Source organism: Actinoplanes sp. NPDC049548 (assembly GCF_040676695.1).
Taxonomy (GTDB): domain Bacteria; phylum Actinomycetota; class Actinomycetes; order Mycobacteriales; family Micromonosporaceae; genus Actinoplanes.
The window spans coordinates 74,524-94,103 of sequence record NZ_JBFAPM010000014.1; the positions used below are offsets into that span (position 1 = coordinate 74,524).

14 protein-coding genes and 1 pseudogene are annotated in these 19,580 nt (G+C 72.4%); 9 read left to right on the forward strand and 6 right to left on the reverse strand.

Annotation, left to right across the window (positions count from 1 at the left end; genetic code table 11):
- Positions 1-77 precede the first annotated feature (77 nt).
- Positions 78-524, forward strand: a complete 447-nt coding sequence (locus AB0J80_RS25810) for a hypothetical protein (protein ID WP_364709603.1) — start codon at positions 78-80, stop codon at positions 522-524.
- 22 nt (positions 525-546) lie between these two features.
- Here AB0J80_RS25810 and AB0J80_RS25815 read toward each other — a convergent pair whose 3' ends face one another.
- The 4 genes from AB0J80_RS25815 to dnaK all read right to left on the reverse strand — a co-directional run bounded on the left by AB0J80_RS25815 (position 547) and on the right by dnaK (position 4,806).
- Complete coding sequence (locus AB0J80_RS25815; protein ID WP_364709606.1) at positions 547-987, reverse strand: MerR family transcriptional regulator; 441 nt, start codon at positions 985-987, stop codon at positions 547-549.
- 21 nt (positions 988-1,008) lie between these two features.
- On the reverse strand, positions 1,009-2,196 hold the full coding sequence (dnaJ, locus tag AB0J80_RS25820; RefSeq protein ID WP_364709608.1) for a molecular chaperone DnaJ: 1,188 nt from the start codon (positions 2,194-2,196) through the stop codon (positions 1,009-1,011).
- 109 nt (positions 2,197-2,305) lie between these two features.
- Entirely contained in the window at positions 2,306-2,935 is a 630-nt protein-coding gene (grpE, locus tag AB0J80_RS25825) for a nucleotide exchange factor GrpE (protein WP_364709610.1), read from the reverse strand.
- Entirely contained in the window at positions 2,932-4,806 is a 1,875-nt protein-coding gene (dnaK, locus tag AB0J80_RS25830) for a molecular chaperone DnaK (RefSeq protein WP_364709613.1), read from the reverse strand. The genes grpE and dnaK overlap by 4 nt, the downstream gene beginning before the upstream one ends.
- A 365-nt stretch (positions 4,807-5,171) precedes the next feature.
- Between dnaK and AB0J80_RS25835 the strand changes: the two genes are divergently transcribed.
- From AB0J80_RS25835 to AB0J80_RS25845, 3 genes are read left to right on the forward strand one after another with little or no spacing between them, the layout of a single operon-like run.
- A complete protein-coding gene (locus tag AB0J80_RS25835; protein ID WP_364709616.1) occupies positions 5,172-7,433 on the forward strand; it encodes a dynamin family protein in 2,262 nt (753 codons plus the stop codon).
- Entirely contained in the window at positions 7,430-9,127 is a 1,698-nt protein-coding gene (locus tag AB0J80_RS25840) for a GTPase (RefSeq protein ID WP_364709619.1), read from the forward strand. The genes AB0J80_RS25835 and AB0J80_RS25840 overlap by 4 nt, the downstream gene beginning before the upstream one ends.
- Before the next feature lie 35 nt (positions 9,128-9,162).
- Entirely contained in the window at positions 9,163-10,386 is a 1,224-nt protein-coding gene (locus AB0J80_RS25845; protein ID WP_364709622.1) for a hypothetical protein, read from the forward strand.
- 81 nt (positions 10,387-10,467) lie between these two features.
- On the opposite strand, the gene AB0J80_RS25850 is transcribed toward AB0J80_RS25845, so the two are convergent.
- Positions 10,468-12,018 carry a hypothetical protein gene (locus AB0J80_RS25850; RefSeq protein WP_364709625.1) on the reverse strand — a complete coding sequence of 517 codons (1,551 nt, stop codon included), beginning with the start codon at positions 12,016-12,018 and terminating at the stop codon, positions 10,468-10,470.
- 410 nt (positions 12,019-12,428) lie between these two features.
- Here AB0J80_RS25850 and pdhA point away from each other — a divergent pair, with 410 nt between their 5' ends.
- The 4 genes from pdhA to AB0J80_RS25870 all read left to right on the forward strand — a co-directional run bounded on the left by pdhA (position 12,429) and on the right by AB0J80_RS25870 (position 16,351).
- A complete protein-coding gene (pdhA, locus tag AB0J80_RS25855) occupies positions 12,429-13,568 on the forward strand; it encodes a pyruvate dehydrogenase (acetyl-transferring) E1 component subunit alpha (protein WP_364709628.1) in 1,140 nt (379 codons plus the stop codon).
- The gene (locus tag AB0J80_RS25860; protein WP_364709868.1) at positions 13,565-14,554 is read left to right on the forward strand and encodes an alpha-ketoacid dehydrogenase subunit beta; all 990 of its coding nucleotides are present in this window, start codon (positions 13,565-13,567) and stop codon (positions 14,552-14,554) included. The genes pdhA and AB0J80_RS25860 overlap by 4 nt, the downstream gene beginning before the upstream one ends.
- Positions 14,555-14,559: 5 nt before the next feature.
- Positions 14,560-16,050, forward strand: coding sequence for a dihydrolipoamide acetyltransferase family protein (locus AB0J80_RS25865; RefSeq protein WP_364709630.1), 1,491 nt, complete (start codon positions 14,560-14,562; stop codon positions 16,048-16,050).
- A 163-nt stretch (positions 16,051-16,213) separates the two neighbouring features.
- Positions 16,214-16,351: a hypothetical protein gene (locus AB0J80_RS25870; protein ID WP_364709633.1), complete on the forward strand. Its 138-nt coding sequence runs from the start codon at positions 16,214-16,216 to the stop codon at positions 16,349-16,351.
- Positions 16,352-16,710: 359 nt separating this feature from the next.
- Here AB0J80_RS25870 and AB0J80_RS25875 read toward each other — a convergent pair whose 3' ends face one another.
- A complete protein-coding gene (locus AB0J80_RS25875; protein WP_364709635.1) occupies positions 16,711-17,157 on the reverse strand; it encodes a hypothetical protein in 447 nt (148 codons plus the stop codon).
- Positions 17,158-17,707: 550 nt separating this feature from the next.
- Here AB0J80_RS25875 and AB0J80_RS25880 point away from each other — a divergent pair.
- Positions 17,708-19,580 (forward strand): annotated as a pseudogene (locus AB0J80_RS25880) (hypothetical protein); the annotation flags it as partial.

The window sequence follows — 19,580 nt, forward strand, 5'->3', positions numbered from 1 at the left end:
TGAGGGTCTTCCGGTCGGAGCCGCGGCCCCTCTGCCGGAGGAGGACGGCGGATGATCGAGCGTGTAGAGGCGGCATCGTGACCGTGCGCGAGGCGACGTTCTTCGGATTCGCCAATCCGGTCGACCCGAGGCCGGAGGAGCTGCAGGCGTGGGCGTACCACCCCGAGGCCGTGCCGCTCGACTCCATGCCGTCGGACTGGGACCTGCTCATCGCGGGTGACGTCCTGGCCCCCACCCTGTTCGAGCTGGCGATGGACCGGCAGTGCCCGGCCCGCCGCTTCGCCCAGCACTGCATGTACATCTACGCCGCCGACGGCGTACGTCCGAACGCCTCGTCGCAGCGCAAGCGCCGGCTGAAGAAGTACGTGGAGCGCGCCGAGGAGGTCGGTGACGAGCCGATGTCGATCTGGGCGCACAACTGCCGGGTGCTGATGACGCGTCCCGAGCTCTTCGACTACGAGGACTGGATCGAGGGCGGCCTGGTGCGCCACCCCCGCCGCCTCGCGCTGTTCGGCCGCCGCTGACGCCAACGGCGGCCGACGCCGTCTACTTGTCGCCGGACCGGCGAGGACGCCAGACCACCAATGCGGTCGACGGCGCCTCGCGGCGGACGAGGTCACGTCCCGGGTACGCGCCCATGGACTCGAGCTGGGCGATCCGCTGGTACGCCGCGTCGAGCTGCGACTCCAGCGTGGCCACCCGTTCCTGGAGCTCGCCCACCAGCTGCTCGAGCCCGATGATCCGCTTGATGCCGGCCAGGTTGACGCCGTCCTCCTGGCTCAGCCGCTGCACCTCCCGCAGCAGGGCGACGTCCCGCTCGCTGTAGCGCCGCCCGCCGCCCCCGGCCCGGCCGGGCTGCACCAGGCCGAGCCGGTCGTACTGGCGCAGGGTCTGCGGGTGCATGCCGGCCAGCTTCGCGGCGACGGAGATGATCAGAACCTTCGCATCGGAGGCCTGCTCCACCGAGATGCTGATCTCTTCATACATGTGCCACCTCCCGAAGGTTCATCATCCCCGGCGCAGCCGGGCCTCGATGCGTCCACGTTCCGGCGTGGGGGTGAGCTTGGCGAACCGCTCCAGGGCGTCCCTGGCCTCGTCCGAGACCCCGGACGGGACCTGCACCTCGACGGTGACGAGCAGGTCACCCGCCTTGCCGTCGCGGCGCTGGACCCCCTTGCCGCGCGCCCGCAGCTTGCGGCCGCTCGGAGTGCCCGGCGGAACCCGCAGGGTCACGGGACTGTCCAACGTGGGCACCCGGAGGTCCGTGCCGAGCACCGCTTCCGCGAAGCTGATCGGCACGGTGAGGGTGATGTCGTCGCCGTTGCGGCCGAACAGGTCGTCCGGGCGTACGCGGACCTGCACGTACAGGTCACCCGCCGGGCCGCCCTTCTCGCCGGGCTCGCCGCGGCCGCTCAGCCGGATCCGCTGACCGTCGGCGACGCCGGCGGGGAAGCGGACGTTGATCGTGCGGTTCTTGGTGACCCCGCCGGTGCCCCGGCACTCCGGGCACTTCTCGTCGACGATGCTGCCCGCACCCTGGCACTCCCGGCACGGCTCGGAGAAGCTGAACGACCCCTGGTTGCGGGAGATCAGACCGGAGCCGTGGCACTGCGGACAGGCCCGCGGCACGGTGCCGGGCTTGGCACCGTTGCCGTGGCACGTGTCGCAGACACCGGGCGAGCGCAGGGTCAGCGGCAGCGTCGTGCCCTTCACCGCGTGCGCGAAGTCGAGCGTCACCTCCGCCTCGACGTCCCGGCCGCGCTGCGGTCCGCGGCGTCCGCCCGGTCCCGCACCCCCGCCCGAGAAGATCGAGCTGAAGATGTCCGAGAAGCCGGCCCCGCCGAACCGCCGGTCGCCGGCACCTCCGCCGGCCGCGGCACCGCTGAACCCACCGAACAGGTCGGACGGGTCGAACTGGCCGCTGCCACCGGCCCGGGCGCCACGACGGAACGCGCCCGAGCCGAACAGGGAGCGCATCTCGTCGTACTCTTTGCGCTTCCGGTCGTCGGAGAGCACGTCGTACGCCTCGGACGCGGCCTTGAAACGCTCCTCGGCGTCCTTGTTACCCGGGTTGTGGTCCGGGTGGTTCTCCCGGGCGAGCTTCCGGTACGCCTTCTTGATGTCATCGGCGGAGGCGGACTTGCCCACCCCGAGAACGGCGTAGAAGTCCTTCTCCAGCCAGTCCTTCGAACTCATCCAGCCCACCTCCTCCTAGGGATGCAAGTCTTCAGTCCTGTTGTGGGTGGCGGGTGGGGCGGTCGGATGGGAGTCCCGCCCACCGGGTGGTGGGCGGGACGGGACATCGTCACGCGGGGTCGGCGACCGCGACCAGCGCGGGCCGCAGCAGCCGCTCGCCCAGGGTGTAGCCGCGGCGCATGACCTCGACGCAGGTCGGCTCCGTGACGTCGGCCGACGTCAGGTGGGCCACCGCCTCGTGGCGGGTCGGGTCGAACGGGTCGCCCTTCTCGCCGAAGGCCACGAGGCCCAGCTTGCCGACCACCGCGCCCAGCGACTCGGCCACCGTGGCGAACGGGCCGACCAGGTCGCCGTGCTCGCGGGCCCGGTCGACGTCGTCCAGCACCGGCAGCAGCGCGGTGAGCACCGTGCCCGTCGTGTGCTCGGCCGCCGTACTGCGGTCGCGGTCGACCCGCTTGCGGTAGTTGGCGTACTCCGCGGTCACCCGCTGCAGGTCGCGGGTGCGCTCCTCCAGCTCGGTCCGCAGGGCCTCGAGCTCCGCGCCGAGGCCCGGCTTCGCGGGGGTCACCTCGTCCTCGGGTTCCTCGGGGGCGCGGTGCGCGCCGCCCGTGGACTCCTTGGACTCCTCGGCCTCGTTGGTCACCGTGGTGTCCTCACCCTTCACATCGATCTTGCGGCGGTCGCGGATGACGACGCGCTCGGTCGCCTGACCGTCGTTCTCGTCGTCCGCCCGGCTCACTTCTTGTCGTCCTCGACGATCTCGGCGTCGACGACGTCGTCAGCGCCACCCTGCGGGCCGGAGCTCGCGCCGGCCGCGCCACCGGGCGCGTCCTGGGTGCCGTCGGGGCCGGGGGCACCCTGCGCGCCCTCCTGCTGCTGCTGGGCGTAGAGCAGGGAACCGGCCTGCTGGGACACCGTCGCGAGCTTCTCGTGCGCGTTCTTGATCTTCTCGATGTCGCTGCCGCCCAGCGCGCCGCGCAGGTCGCCCAGCGCCTCGCTGATCTGGTTGCGGGAGTCCTCGGGAAGCTTGTCGCCGCTCTCCGCCAGGAACTTCTCGGTCTGCCACTGAAGCTGCTCGGCGAGGTTGCGCGTCTCCGCGTCCTCCTTGCGCTTCTTGTCCTCGTCGGCGTGGTCCTGAGCGTCGCGCATCATGCGCTCGATGTCGTCCTTCGGCAGCGCGGAGCCGCCGGTGATCGTCATCTTCTGCTCCTTGCCGGTGCCGAGGTCCTTGGCGTGCACGTTCACGATGCCGTTGGCGTCGATGTCGAACGTGACCTCGATCTGCGGGACGTTGCGCGGCGCCGGCGGGAGGCCGGTCAGCTCGAAGGTGCCGAGCTTCTTGTTGTAGGCCGCGATCTCCCGCTCACCCTGGAAGACCTGGATCAGCACGGACGGCTGGTTGTCGTCGGCCGTGGTGAAGACCTCGGAGCGCTTGGTCGGGATCGTCGTGTTGCGCTCGATGAGCTTGGTGAAGATGCCGCCCTTGGTCTCGATGCCCAGCGACAGCGGGGTCACGTCGAGCAGCAGGACGTCCTTGACCTCACCCTTGAGCACACCGGCCTGCAGGGCGGCGCCGACGGCGACGACCTCGTCCGGGTTCACGCCCTTGTTGGGCTCCTTGCCGGTCAGCGACTTGACCAGCTCGGTGACGGCGGGCATGCGGGTGGAACCGCCGACCAGGATGACGTGGTCGACGTCGGCGACCTTCACGCCGGCGTCCTTGATCGCCTGCTCGAACGGGCCCTTGCAGCGGTCCAGCAGGTCCTGCGTCATGCGCTGGAACTCGGCGCGGCTCAGGCTCATGTCGAGGTGCAGCGGGCCGGACGGGCCGGCGGTGATGTAGGGCAGGTTGATGCTGGTCGTGGTGGCCGCGGACAGCTCGATCTTGGCCTTCTCGGCGGCCTCCTTGAGGCGCTGCAGGGCCATCTTGTCCTGCGACAGGTCCACGCCGTGCTCGCCGCGGAACGTCTTGACCAGGTGGTCGATGATCCGCTGGTCCCAGTCGTCGCCGCCGAGGTGGTTGTCACCGGAGGTCGACTTGACCTCGATGACGCCCTCGCCGAGCTCCAGCAGGGAGACGTCGAAGGTGCCGCCGCCCAGGTCGAAGACCAGGACGGTCTGCTCCTTGGAACCCTTGTCCAGGCCGTACGCCAGGGCGGCCGCGGTGGGCTCGTTGACGATGCGCAGGACGTTGAAGCCCGCGATCTCGCCGGCCTCCTTGGTGGCCTGCCGCTGGGCGTCGTTGAAGTAGGCGGGGACGGTGATGACCGCGTCGGTGACGGTCTCGCCGAGGTAGGCCTCGGAGTCCCGCTTGAGCTTCATGAGCACCCGCGCGGAGATCTCCTGCGGGGTGTACTTCTTGCCGTCGATGTCGATCGACCAGTTGGTGCCGACCTCGCGCTTGACCGAACGGATGGTCCGGTCGGGGTTGGTCACCGCCTGACGCTTGGCGACCTCGCCCACGAGCACCTCGCCGTTGCGCGCGAAGGCGACGATGGACGGGGTCGTCCGCGCACCCTCCGCGTTGGCGACGACGGTGGGCTCGCCTCCTTCCAGAACGCTGACGCAGGAGTTCGTGGTACCGAGGTCGATGCCGACCGCTCGTGCCATGTTCGCTTCCTCGCTTCTAACCAGGTGTTCAGTGCAAGCTTCGGGTCACAAGTTGAGTGGACCGGACTCAATGATGCCACGGGTCCACCAGTCCGCAAGGGGAAGTTGAGTCAACCCGGCGCAACCCTCGTGCCGAAGGTTCCTGTCCGGTCACGACGGGTGGGGTACCTGTTGTCTGCGATGCATAGATCGGGCACGCTTTACCCGTGACGACGCACGGTGACGCGGTCGGTCCGTCGGCCAAGCCCGCCGTAGCCGACGCCCCGCTGACAAAACCCCAGACCAACGGTGGTCCGGCCAGGTTCGCCGGATCCCCCGGTACGCCCACAGCCTCCCCGACCGCAACACCCCCCGAGCCGGAGTCGATGGCAAAGACAGGCGAACCCGAGGAACGAGGCACTACCGCGCCCTCCGAGCCCGCGGAGGCGTCGGACACGCCGACACCCCCGGCCCCGGAGGCGAACGCCGGCCCGGAGCCCTCAGCCGACACCACCTCCACCGAGCCGGCCGACGACGCGACCACCCCCACCGAGCCGACCGACGACGCCGAGCCGACCGGCGACGCGACCACCTCCACCGAGGCGCCCAACGACGCGACCACCGCCGACGACGCGCCCGCGGAGGACGATCCGGCCGGCCGGGCCGAGGACGGCGCCGACCCCGCGGAGGACGACACCGACGAGGTGACCCCGGAGCAGGACGCCGAGGACTCCCCGCCGAAGCCGGAATGGCCACCGACAGCCGCCTCCACCAGCGGCAACGTCGTCACCACCCAGGCCCGCCCGGCCACGCTCGACGACCTCGGACCCCGCCCCGCCCCGGAGAGCGCTCCCGCAGCCCGGCCCACGGCGGTCACCGCCCCTGCCCAGCCGACGAGCCCCGACGCGGAGCCGGCCGCCCCGGCCGAGCCTCCCGCGGCCGTCGGCCGTCTCGCCACGGCGTTGTCCCAGCTCCGCGCCACGATCGGCGGGACCACGTACCCGCTGGTCATGCCCTCGGCCGACGAGGCCCGCCGGGTCGGCAGCGCGCTGGTGTCACAGCTCGACGACTACCTGCTCCCCCGCCTGGCCCGGCTCGACGCGCCGCTGCTCGTGGTCGTCGGCGGCTCCACCGGCGCGGGCAAGTCCACACTGGTCAACAGCCTCGTCCGCGCCCCCGTCAGCACCGCCGGCGTGCTGCGCCCCACCACCCGCTCGCCGGTGCTGGTCAGCCACCCCTCCGACGCCTCATGGTTCCGCAAGGGTGAGCTGCTGCCCGGCCTCACCCGTACGGCCGAGTCCAGCTCCGACCCGCAGACGCTGCAGCTGGTGTCGGCGCCGGCGCTCGGTCCCGGCCTCGCCTTCCTCGACGCCCCCGACATCGACTCGGTCGTCGACCGCAACCGGCAACTGGCGGCGCAACTGCTCGCCGCGGCGGACCTGTGGCTCTTCGTCACCACCGCGGCGCGCTATGCGGACGCCGTACCGTGGGAACTGCTGAAAACGGCCCGGTTGCGCGGCACGGTGATCGCGCTGGTCCTGGATCGCGTGCCCGAGGAGGCTGCCGGGGAGATCTCCACGCACCTGGCGGAGATGCTCACCGAGCACGACATGGGCGCGGCACCGCTGTTCGTGCTGCCGGAGACCACACTGGACCGGCAGGGTCTGCTGTCCGAGGACGTCACGCGGCAGCTGCACGACTGGTTCGCGCAGCTCGCGGCCGACGCCAACGCCCGGTCCACGGTGGTGCGCCAGACGCTCGACGGCGCGCTCGCCGCGCTGGGACCGGCCGTCGAAGGGCTGGCCGCGGCCGCCGACGAGCAGGCCGTCGCCGCGAAGGCCCTCGACGAGCGGGTGACGCTGGCCTACCGCAACGCCCGCCGGACCATGGAGGAAGGCCTCCAGGACGGCCGGCTGCTGCGCGGCGAGGTGCTCGCGCGCTGGCAGGAGTTCATCGGCACCGGCGAGTTCCTGCGGACCCTCGAGTCGCGGATCGGCCAGCTGCGGGACCGGCTCGTCGCCGCGGTCACCGGCCGCCCCGCGCCCGGGCGCAACCTGCAGGCGGCGCTGGAGTCCCAGCTGGTCACGCTGCTGCGCGGGGTCGCCTCGGACGCCGCCGAGAACGCGTACTCGGCGTGGCAGGCGCACCCGGCCGGGTTCGAGCTGCTGGAGCCGGCGCTGCAGAAGCCGTCGCCCGACCTGCCCCAGCGGGCCGAGCGCGTGGTCCGCGACTGGCAGCAGTGGGTGCTCGAACTGGTCCGCACCGAGGCCGCCGACAAGCGCGTCGTCGCCCGCGGTGCCGCGTACGCCGTCAACGGCATCGGGCTGGCCGTGATGATCGCGGTGTTCACCTCCACCGCGTTCATCCCCACCGGCGCCGAGGTCGCGGTCGGCGCGGGCACCACGGTGGCGGCGCAGAAGGTGCTCGAGGCGATCTTCGGCGACCAGGCGATCCGTACCCTCGCCGCCCGGGCGCGCGAGGAGCTGGTGTCCCGGGTTAACGTGCTGCTCGACGCGGAGGCGGCCCGCTACACGGACCGCACCGCCGCGGTGGGGCTCGAGCTCGAGCCGGGGGCCACCCTGCGGCAGGCCGCGGCCGACGTGGAGAGCGCCAGGAAGGAACTCGCGTTGACCGGGACGCCGACATGAACCTCGCCGAGAAGGTCGAGAAGGTCAAGCGCGCGCTGGCCGGCGACGACCGCGTCGACGCCGAGCAGCTCACCGAGCGCCTGGACGCGCTGCAACGGTTCCTGCGCGTCACCGACCCGTACCTTCCGGACAACGACCTGGTCGCGGCCCACACGCTGGTCGAGCGGGCGGGCAGCCGGCTCGCACTGTCGCAGGACCACACGGTCGTCGCGCTGGCCGGCAGCACCGGCAGCGGCAAGTCCAGCCTCTTCAACGCCCTGGCCCGGCTCAAGCTCTCGCCGGTGGGGGTGCGCCGGCCGACGACCGGGGTCGCGCACGCCTGCGTGTGGGGACCGCTGGAGCCCGCCAACCGGCTGCTCGACTGGATCGGCGTCCTGCCCCGGCACCGCTTCATCCGGGAGAGCGCGCTCGACGGCGACGACGAGGCCGCCCTGCGCGGGCTGGTCCTGCTCGACCTGCCCGACTTCGACTCCGTCGAACGCGGGCACCGGCTCGAGGTGGACCGGCTGCTCGGCCTGGTCGACCAGGTGGTGTGGGTGGTCGACCCGCAGAAGTACGGCGACCGCATCCTGCACAACGCGTACCTGCGGCAGTTCCGCTCGCACGCCGACGTCACGATCGTGGTGCTCAACCAGGCCGACCGGCTCTCGCCCACCGACACCGACATCGTGCTGACCGACCTCAAGCGACTGCTCGACGAGGACGGCCTCAACGGCGTGCCGGCGATGGCGACCTCGGCGAAGCAGCCGGGAATGCTGAACGAGCTGCGGGCCGCGCTGGAGAAGACGGTCGCGGAACGCCAGGCCGCACTGCGCCGCCTCGCCGGCGACCTGGACACGGTCGCCGAGCAGCTCGCCGCCACGATAGGGCCGCCCGCCGCCGAGGACGAGGTCGACCGCGCGACCGTACGCCAGCTCAGCGACGCCCTCGCCGGCTCGGCGGGGGTGCCCGCGGTCGCCGCCGCCGCGGAGGGCGCCTACCGGCACCGCGCGATCGCGAGCACCGGCTGGCCCCTGATGCGCGGCGCCCGCAAGCTGCGGCCCGACCCGCTCAAGCGGCTGCACATCTCGTCGGAGAAGCCGGCCGCGGAGGAGGCGTCGCAGGAGCTCGTACCCGTGTCGCGTACCTCGCTGCCGGAGCCGGACGCCGCCCAGAAGTCCGCGGTCGGCCTCTCCGTGCGGGCGGTCGCCGCGCGCGCGGCCGCGCCGATCCCCGAGGTCTGGGCGCCGGCGCTGAACGCGGCCGCCCGGTCCCGGCTCGGCGACCTGCCCGACGCGCTCGACCGCGCCGTCGCCAAGACCGACATCGGAATGGCCCGCAAGCCGTTCTGGTGGACCGCCGTGGGACTGCTGCAGTGGCTGTTCACGATCGCCGCGGTTGCCGGCCTGGGCTGGCTCGTAGCCGGGTACGCGGTCCGCGCCCTCGGCCTGCCCGCGTTCGACAACCCGAAGGTCGGCGAGGTGCCGCTGCCCACGTTGCTGCTGCTCGGCGGCCTGATCCTCGGGCTGCTGATGGCGGTGCTGCTGCGCCCGATCGTCAACGTGGGTGCCCGGCGCGCGGGCCGGCGGGCCGAACAGCGGCTGCGCGCATCGGTCACCGAGGTCGGTCGCGAGTACGTCGTGGCGCCGGTGCGCGAGGTGCTCAACGCGTACGCCCAGGCGCGCGAAGCGCTCACGGTCGTCCGATCGGAATAGGGCCCCGAGCGTGCTCTACCGGTAGGCTCGGCGGCATGGCGGCACCTCAGAACCCGTACGACGCGGTCCTCCACGCCGCCCGCGACGTGGCAAAGCTCAGCTGCGCCCTGGACGCCGAGATGCTGGGCACCGCCCTGCTCGGCAGCGTGTATTCGGTAGCCGAGAACGACCGCGCGACGGCGGTCCGCGCGTTCGTCGGCCAGTTCCTCACCGCCACCACCCGCCGTCGCACCGCATCCGCGACAACGATCCGCCAGGTGTTCGCGGCGCTCGTTCCGGACGCCGAGGGCGCGGCCGAGGTCCGCCGTGGAGCCCAGGCCCCGCCCTGGGTCGACCAGCTCGGCCGGGTTCACCCCACCGGCTGCTACGCGTACGGCGACGTGTACGGCGACCAGACGTCCTATCTGGTCACATTCGCCTACGACGACCCCGAGGACGGCGGCCCCGAGCACGCGGTCGTCGCCCTCGTGGACCACAACATCGGCATCACCAAGGACATCTTCGTCGGCGCACCGGCGGACCGGATCCTCGGGCAGGTCCGCGAGATGTGCACGGACGACGACCTGACCTGGTTCCGCGAGGAGGACCCGGGCCGGCTGCGCACCGAGGTGAGCCGCCACCTCGAGCTCACCGACGACCTCACCGACCTGCCGCAGGACGGCAACCTGGCAACCGACCGCACCCTGGCGACAGCCCGCCTCGCCCTGCTCCCCCGCTCGACGGTGCCGCCGCTGGCCGAGCCGCCGGAGCTCAGCGGCCCCGACCGCGAACGCCTGCTGCGCGACTTCCTCGCGTCACCGGAGGCGGCCCGCTTCGGCCTCGACCAGGTCTCCGCCGACGACGAGCTGGCCTCCCTGCACTTCTGCCTGAGCCTGCTGCTGGACCACGCGTCCAGCCTGCCCGACACGGACCCGCTGCGCTGGAGCCCGGCGGTAGCGGGCCTGTTCCTGCTCGACTGGGTCCACCGCCGCGCCGTCCTCGACATGGACGACGCGGCGATGCTGCCCAGGGTCACTCGGGCCTGGTCGGCGTACGCGATGCGCAAGAAGGGCCTCCCGGACGCCGCGACCGACCAGACGGACACGGTCGTGGAGGAGATGATCCCCGAGTTCGCCCGCCTCTACGCGACGGGCGAGAAACGCAGCCCGGCGACGGCGGCGGTGGCACAGCTGATCTCGGAGGGCGTCGACCCGAACGACCCGGAAGCGATCGACGCCTGGATCGAGACCAACCGGCACCGCCTCACCGACGACTCCTGACCGGCGCAAGTCGCTCGGACCCGGCCACGGCCCGTCAGGGGCCGTTTCCTCGGCGGCGCCGTGCCGCGTTCTCGGGTGGTCCTACCAGCGGTTGGAGTTGTCGGGGTCGGCGTGGTGGCGGCCCGAGCGAGAGCTGCGCTGCAGCGCCACCGTGCGGTTGTCGTCGGCGCGGTGCATGCGCTCGGCCCGGTGGCTGCCCCGGTAGGACCGCGCGGCGTAGTAGGTGTCGTCCTGCTGGTCGACGGCCGGCTGGTGCCGGTGGCTGTTGTGGGTGCGGGCGGCGTCGCGGGCGGGTCTGAGGTTCTGCGGGCGTTCGGCCATTGCCGACCTCCGGCTGGTGTCGGACCGGGCCGGCGCGGCCCAGCGATGACTGATGATCTTCTTGAGGCGCGGGGGCTGCCCGGGGCGCCGCGATTCGGTGACCGTCTCCCTGCGGCTGTGCCGCCCGGACGGCTCGATGTGGACGGTGATGGTGCGTTTCCGCCCGGCTCGGTGGTGCGACCAGTGCGCGCGATGGCTCGCGTCCTCGCAGTGCTTGTGGCGGGTCCAGTCGGGCCGGTGGTGATGCGACGGCCGGGATGAGCACTGGGTGCGGTCGGTGCACCACGGCGGACGAACCGGCTTCACCGGCGGCGAATCCGGCTGGTCGGAATTGTCTGAGTCATCCGAGTCGTTCGCGCCTCCACCGTCGGCCTGACCGTGACCGCCGGCGGGATGCTCGCCGCCCTGGCCACCGCCTGCGTCGTCGCCCGGCTGTTCACCGTCGTGTTCGCCCGGCTGTTCGCCGTCGTGTTCGCCCGGCTGTTCGCCCTCGTCCTGGCCGTCGTCCTCCTGGCCGTCGTCGTCCTGGCCGTCGTCGCCCTGGCCCGGACCGTCGTCGCTGCCCCAACCGGCACCGTCGTCGTGCTCGCCGGGAGCGTCGTCCCTGCCCCACCCGTCGCCGCCGTCCCCACCGGCGTCACCGTGGTCGTCCGAGCCGCCACCCGTATCCCAGCCGCCCCCCGCATCCGAGCCACCGCCCGAATCCTGATCACCGCCCGCATCCGAGCCGTCACCACCATCCGAACCGCCGCCCGCATCGGACCCATCACCGCCGTCCGAACCGCCGTCCGAACCGGGCACGCCCCCACCCACATCCGATTCGTCCGGCTCAACGGGCCGCAGAGGCCGCCCCGACCAGCCCACCGGCCGACCAGGACGCGCCCCGTCCGGCTCGCCGACCCCGCCGCCCGGCTCGTGCTGCGTCCGGCCGGAAGTCGACGACGACACCCCGGAACGCCTGCTCCCGGCGTACCCGGAAGGTTTGGTCTTTCTCTTCTGAGCCTGACCCCGCACGGGCGGTGACGGTGATCCGCTGCCGGCCGACGACGGCGGGATCTGCACCGGCCCGGTCGACGCCGGCGGAATGAACGGCACGTCCGTGACCGTCGAACCCCCGTCGGCGAGCTCGTTGGATCCCGCCGTGATCGCCGCGAGCGTCGGCAGGGAGGCCAGGCCGACGAGCATCACCACGAGCAGGACGTAACGACGTGTCGGTCCCGTGAGACCTTCCGCGCTGTAGACGCCGTTGAGGCGCTTGCGCAACACCTTGATCGGTGGCACGAGCCCGTCGTCGTTCGGCTGCTGCGGCACGCCGGCACCCTCCCCAGAGTTGAGATCCACGTGGATCCGTCGGCTGCTGGAGTGAACGACGCATGTGCCGTTCGGGAGCGGCGCACATCGGCCGTTCAGACGGAAGTGACGGTACGAAAACCGCTAATCCGGACAAACATGGCCACCGATGACTCGGCAAGATTTCAGATCTGTGATCGACCTGACGTGTGGCGCCACTCACGTTCTCTGCGAGGATGGGGGCGACGGCACCGCCGCCGTTGCCTGCGTACCAGCGGGGTGCGGTGGGGGCCGTCACTCCCCGGCGGGGTCCGCGACCCCACCGACCAACCGCGCGGCAACCTCACCCGGGCCAGGCGCGGCGCACCAGCGGTCAGCCGCGCGGACGGGCAACACCCGCCGTGGGCGCAGAGATGAACAGGGAGACACGGATGGCGAACGGCGAAAGCGAAGTCGGGGCGGACGCCCCGGCCGGCGGTTTCGTTCAACTGCTGACGCCCGACGGTGAGCGCATCGACAGCGTCACCACGCCGGAGGGCGTGACGTACTCGGTCGACTTCACCGACGACGAATACCGCGAGCTGTACAAGGACCTGGTGACGGTCCGCCGCCTCGACGCCGAGGCCACCGCCCTGCAGCGGCAGGGTGAGCTCGGCATCTGGGCCAGCCTGCTGGGCCAGGAGGCCGCGCAGGTCGGTTCGGGCCGCGCGCTGCGCCCGCAGGACATGGCGTTCCCGACCTACCGCGAGCACGGCGTGCTCTACACCCGCGGGATCGACCCGATCATGCCGTTCGGCCTGTTCCGCGGCGTCGACCAGGGCGGCTGGGACCCCAACAAGTACAAGTTCCACACGTACACGATCGTGATCGGCTCGCAGACGCTGCACGCCACCGGCTACGCCATGGGCGTGACCATGGACGGCAAGACCGGCGGGCCCGACGGCGAGGCGGTCATCGCGTACTTCGGCGACGGCGCCACCAGCCAGGGCGAGGTCAACGAGTCGTTCGTCTGGTCCGGGGTGTTCAACGCCCCCATCGTCTTCTTCTGCCAGAACAACCAGTACGCGATCTCCGAGCCGCTCGAGCGCCAGACGCGTATCCCGCTCTACCGCCGCGCGGCCGGCTACGGCTTCCCGGGCGTACGCATCGACGGCAACGACGTGCTGGCCACCTTCGCGGTGACCCGGGCGGCGCTGGACAACGCGCGCAACGGCGAGGGCCCGACGCTGATCGAGGCGTACACCTACCGCATGGGCGCGCACACCAGCTCCGACGACCCGACCCGCTACCGCATCGCCAGCGAGGTCGAGTCGTGGAAGGCCAAGGACCCGATCAGCCGCCTCAAGGCGTTCCTGGCCAAGCAGCAGCTGGCCGACGACTCCTTCTTCGGCGAGGTGGACGACAGCGCCCGCAAGCTCGCCCTCGACCTGCGCGAGCGGGTGCTGGCCATGCCGGACCCGCAGCCGGTCGCCCTGTTCGACAACGTCTACCCCAACGGCTCGCCCGAGGTCGACGCGCAGCGCAAGCAGTTCGCCGACTACCAGGCCTCGTTCGAGGGGAGCGCCCACTGATGAGCGAGACGATCACCCTGGGCAAGGCCCTCAACCACGGCCTGCGCCGCGCCCTGGAGAACGACCCGAAGGTCGTCATCATGGGGGAGGACGTCGGCAAGCTCGGCGGCGTCTTCCGGATCACCGACGGCCTGCAGAAGGACTTCGGCGACGACCGCGTCATCGACACCCCGCTCGCCGAGGCCGGCATCGTCGGCACCGCGGTCGGCCTCGCCATCCGCGGCTACCGGCCGGTGTGCGAGATCCAGTTCGACGGCTTCGTGTTCCCGGCGTACAACCAGATCGTCGCCCAGGTCGCGAAGATGTACTACCGCTCGCTGGGCAACATCCGCATCCCGATGGTCATCCGCATCCCCTACGGCGGCGGCATCGGCGCGGTCGAGCATCACTCCGAGTCGCCCGAGGCGTACTTCGCGCACACCCCCGGCCTCAAGGTCGTGACCTGCGCCAACCCGGCCGACGCGTACGCGATGATCCAGCAGTCGATCACCTCGGACGACCCGATCGTCTTCTTCGAGCCCAAGCGCCGGTACTGGGAGAAGGGCGAGGTGGATCTCGACCTCGACCTGTCGACCGCGTACCCGTTGCACGCCTCCCGCGTGGCCCGCGAGGGCACCGACGCGACCGTGATCGCCTACGGCCCGATGGTCCGCGTGGCGCTCGACGCCGCGACGGCCGCCCAGGAGGACGGCCGCAACCTCGAGGTCATCGACCTGCGCACGCTCTCCCCGCTGGATCTCGGCCCGGTCTTCGACTCGATCCGCAAGACGGGTCGCGCCGTGGTCGTTCACGAGGCCCCGGGCAACGTGGGCCTCGGCGCGGAGCTCGCCGCCCGGATCACCGAGGAGTGCTTCTACTCCCTGGAGGCGCCGGTCCTGCGGGTGACGGGCTACGACACCCCGTACCCGGCAGCCCGCCTCGAGGAGGAGTACCTGCCGGACCTGGACCGGGTCCTGGACGCCATCGACCGCTCCTTCGGCTGGTGACCCGGATGTCGCGGATCAAGGAGTTCACCCTGCCCGACCTCGGCGAGGGCCTCACCGAGGGCGAGATCCTCGGCTGGCTGGTCAAGGTCGGCGACACGATCGAGCTGAACCAGCCGATCGTCGAGGTCGAGACGGCCAAGGCCGCGGTCGAGATCCCCGCGAAGTGGGCGGGCGTCGTGACCCGGATCTTCCACGAGGCCGGGACGACCGTGGAGGTCGGCGCACCCATCGTCGCCATCGACACGGACCCGTCGGCCGGGCCGCTCCCGGCGGACCGGCCGGATCTGCCGGCTCCCTCGGCGGAGTCCCTGGCCGCGGTGGAGGTCGCTCCCGAGGAGGGCGCGGTCGAGCCCGGCCTGATCGGTGGTCCGGCTCCGGGCGGCCGGACCGCGGTGCTGGTCGGATATGGGCCGCGCACGGTGGCTGCCAAACGACGGCCTCGCACAGGTACGCCCACAGCGTCACCAACCGCAGCACCGGCCACCCCGCCTTCGGCGGCTCCCGCTACTCAGTCGACGGGTCCCGTTCCCTCGCCGGCTCCCGTGATCTCCGCTCCCCCGTCGGCCGCCGCTGCAGTGCGTGCCGGTGGGCCGGTCCTCGCGAAGCCGCCCGTCCGCAAGCTGGCCAAGGACCTCGGCATCGACCTGCACTCCCTGACCGGCAGCGGCCCGCTCGGCTCGGTGACCAGGGACGACGTGCAGCGAGCCGCCGCTGCCGCCCTGGCTCCGGCACCCGCGGCCACCGGCTCGGCGGTCAACGGCAGCGCGGTGGCGCCGGCGGTGTTCGAGGCCTCGCGCGAGCAGCGGATCCCGATCAAGGGCGTCCGGAAGCTGACGGCCGAGAACATGGTGGCGTCGGCGTTCACCGCACCACACGTCACGGAGTTCCTCACGGTCGACGTGACGCGCTCGATGAAGTCGCTGGAGCGGCTCAAGACCCGGCCGGAGTTCCGCGACGTACGCGTCTCGCCGCTCCTGCTCGTCGCCAAGGCCGTCCTGCTCGCGGTCAAGCGCCACCCGATGGTCAACTCGACGTGGTCGGGTGCGACGAACGAGATCGTCGTCAAGGAGTACGTGAACCTCGGGATCGCGGCGGCCACCGAACGCGGCCTGATCGTCCCGAACATCAAGGACGCCGGCCGGCTGACCCTGCGTGAACTGGCCGACGCCCTGAACGGCCTGGTCCAGGTGGCAAAGTCCGGCAAGACGCCCCCATCGGACATGTCCGGCGGAACGTTCTCCATCACCAACGTCGGCGTCTTCGGCGTCGACACGGGTACGCCGATCCTGCCGCCCGGCGAGTCCGCGATCCTGGCGTTCGGAGCGATCCGTCCCATGCCGTGGGTCCACAAGGGAAAGATCAAGATTCGCCAGGTCACGACCCTCGGCCTCTCGTTCGACCATCGGATCGTCGACGGCGAGCTCGGCTCGAAGTTCCTCCGCGACGTCGGCGCTTTCCTCGAGGACCCGGAGGGAGCCCTCCTCTCCTGGACGTAGGTTTCTTCGGCATGACGCTTACCGAACCTTAGATTCTTAGGCGGGTAAGCGAGATCACCCCCGAATCGTTGGCCTTCCGGTGTTCCGGCGCGCTTCAATGGATGCAGCGCCGGAACCCCGGCACCCAGCGACGGCCCACGAGGCCAGGGGAGTGAGCAGCACCATGAGCACCTTCGACCGCATCCGAGCCCGTCGGGACGCCAAGCGCGTGGCCCGCGCCATCGAGCGGGCCTGGCAGAAGGCTCCCACGCAGTCCATGCGCGACGAGATCGAGTTCCTCGCCCAGCGACGCCTCTACTGACGGCATCGCGCTCGATCCGGCGCCATCCGAGGCCCCGACCCGCACAGGGTCGGGGCCTCGTCGCATCTCGACGACCCACCCTCTTCCCGACTCACCGGACTTGTCGCTTCTTCAGCCCCGCCCACCACCCCTGGCCCGTTCCTGTTTCTTCGGCCCGTTTCCCCACCTCAACCCTTCGCCCAGTCCCACCTGACGCGACGGTCCACAACCCCTCCTTCCAGATCGGACTGCCTCGGCCGACGACCGATGCGGCAGGCGTGGGCATGATCACGTTCGGTGGTTTCCCGCCTGCTTGTCCGCTCCGGACGGCGTACACCGGGATTCCGGCTGCCCGCCTCGACCGGTACGGTTGGGCACGGTCACCCGCCCCGGCTCGGCCGGCCGGGCGTAGTGACCGGGGTCACGCCCAGCTCTGCAAGGTCGGCCGCGTCCGTGCATAAGCTGGCACGGCCGACAGTCATGGAGGAGGCGGATATGACGTCCGAGGGCCAGCAAGCCGGCCACCAGCCGGGGGCCACGTCGGGCGGCGGAGCCGAGCCGTTCGGCACCGACGCCTTCCCGCCGGACACCTTCCCGCCGGACACCTTCCCGCCGGACGCTTTCCCGCCCGACTCGAACGGCCACCAGACCGCCGACCGGGCCCCGTCGTACCCGCACGCCCAGGACTCGTTCCCCAGCGCGTACGCCCCGCCGCCCCACTCCACACCGAACGGCGGCTCACCGTTCGTGGTGCCCGCGGTGCCGCCCGCCGGCCAGGCATCGGTGAGCCAGGGCCCGGCCTTCGGCCCCGGCGCCGCCAAGTTCACCTCCGCAGGCTCGGCGCGCATGCCCGCCCAGGACGGGCCGGGCACCCCACCGCCTGCTGCGGCACGCCCACCGGCCCTGCCTCCCACCGCCGACGGCGCAGCCTTCCCGCCTCCTGCCGGTGACTCTGCTTTCCCGCCTCCTGCCGGTGGCCCGGCGTTCCCGCCTCCTGCCGGTGGCCCGGCCTTCCCGCCTCCTGCCGGTGGCCCGGCCTTCCCGCCTCCTGCCGGTGGCCCGGCATTCCCGCCCCCAGCCGGTGGCCCGGCGTCTCGGCCTCCCGCCCCTGCCGGCACGGACACCCGGCCGCCCAGCCTCACCGAGCCGCCTGGCTCAAGGCCGTTGTCCGGTTCGACGAATCCCTACGCATCCGGGCCTTCTCTGGGCTCGCCTCCAGCACAGGCCGCGGTCCCGCCGAGCGTTTCCGGCGGGCCCTCCCGCGACGCCACCGGCTCAGGCCCGGCCGGACCCGGCGCCTCCGGGCTGCCGTCCCGCCAATCCTCCGGCCTGCCTTCCCGTGACGCCTCGGGCTTGCCTTCCCGTGACGCCTCTGGCATGCCTTCCCGTGACGCCGGCGGCCGTGGTTCGGCGGCGCCCCAGCCACCAGCCGGTCAGGACCAGTCCCGGCAGGACGGCCCCCCGCCCTCCGCCTGGGCCCCGCCGCCGCCCGCGCAGCCGTCCAGCGAGAGCAACCCGTTCGAGCCCCACCCGTACCGTCAAGCCCAGGGCGGCCAACTCCCGCAGCGTTCCCCGGGCGTGGCCGGCGGGCCGCTCTCCGGCCCGGTCGGTGAGTTCAACGGCTTCACCCCCGTCCGATCCGCCCCGGCGCCGCAGCAGACCGAGGGTCCCCGTCGCATCCCGTTCGAGCGCGGCACCGACGCCCCGGGAGACCAGCAGTCGTCCGGCCGTCCGCCGGGCGTCTCCGCCTTCGGCGACCAGCGCGTCCGCGTGCCCGGCGCCACGTTGACCGACCTGCCGGACGGCCCGCCGGCCCCGGGTCGCACCGACAGCGGAGGTTTCCCGGTCCGCGGCCAGAGCCCCGAGGGAGCAAGCTTCCCCCTCCGCGGCTCGTCATCGACCGACGTCGGAAGCTTCGCCGGCCGCGACGACCGCGCCCCCGATCAGGCCAGCTCAGCCTTCGACAGCCTGGACGACCGCAGCCCCGAACCGGCCGGCAACGCCTTCGGCGCCCTCGAGGACCGCAGGCCTGAACCGGCCAACTCGGCCTTCGGCGACGACCGCGGTCCGGGACCGTTCGGCGACCGTCCGGACCATGACCCCTTCGGATCGCCACGGAACGACGGGCCCTTCCCGTCCAACGGCACCCCCGAGGCGACGCGGAACGACGGCGACCCTTCGGAGAGCGGCTACCCCCAGCGCATCCCCGGTGCCTCCTTCGCGGCCCCCGACGCCGGTCGGCCCGACTCTCCCGGTAGCAGCGGGTTCCCCCAGCGAGGGTCCGCCGACGGCCAGGACACCTCCGGCAGCTTCCCGCATCGGGCGCCGAGCGCTCCGGACGCCGACCGGCCCGACTCGTCCGGCAGCTACCCGCAGCGGGTGCCGGGCGCCGCACTGAGCAGCAGCGGCGCACCGGTCGCCACGGAACCACGCAGCCCCGCAGTCCCGCAGCCACGTGACGCCGCGGACCAGCCCGAGCCTTCCGCCGACCGCTCCGCCCCGGCCAAGGGTTCGGCACGGCCGGTGTCGGCAAGCGCGTCCGTACCGGTGGCAAGCCGCGTCGCTCCGGTGGACGCCGAGGAAGTCCCGCCGCCGTCACCCGCCCCGCAGTCCCGCGTCTACGGGCGCCCGGCCGCCGCGCCCGAACAGGACGATGACGACCCGGCCTCGCCCTTCGGCACCGAAGAGCGCCCCGAGGGCACGCCGTTCGGTGCGGCGCCGACCTCCGGCGGATTCGGCGCCGCCCCCACCCCCGGATTCGGCAGTGCGCCGGATCCCGGTTTCGGCAGCGCATCGGCGTTCGGTACCGGGCTCGAGGGCTCCCCCACACCGGACCGCGCGTTCGGCCAGCGCCCCGACGCCGCCGGCGACCAGCGCATCTACGGCCAGCGCCCCGGCCCGGACGCACCCGGTGAGCAGGGGCAGCCGTCCGGCCCCGACGCGTCCGGTGAGCAGCGCGTCCACGGGCAGCCGTCCGGCCCGGACGCGTCTGGTGAGCAGCGCCTCTACGGCCGGCCGTCCAGCTCTGACGCACCTGGCGACCAGCGCGTCTACGGCCGGCCGTCCGGCTCCGACGCACCTGCTGAGCAGCGCGTCTACGGCCAGCGCCCCGGCTCGGACGCCCCCGGCGGCGACGAGAACCCGTTCGGCCGGCGCCCCGGCTCCGACGCGCCCGATGACCACCAGATCTTCGCCCCTCGGCCGACATCGGGCGCCGAGTCCCACCCGTTCGGCACGCCGGCGACTGACA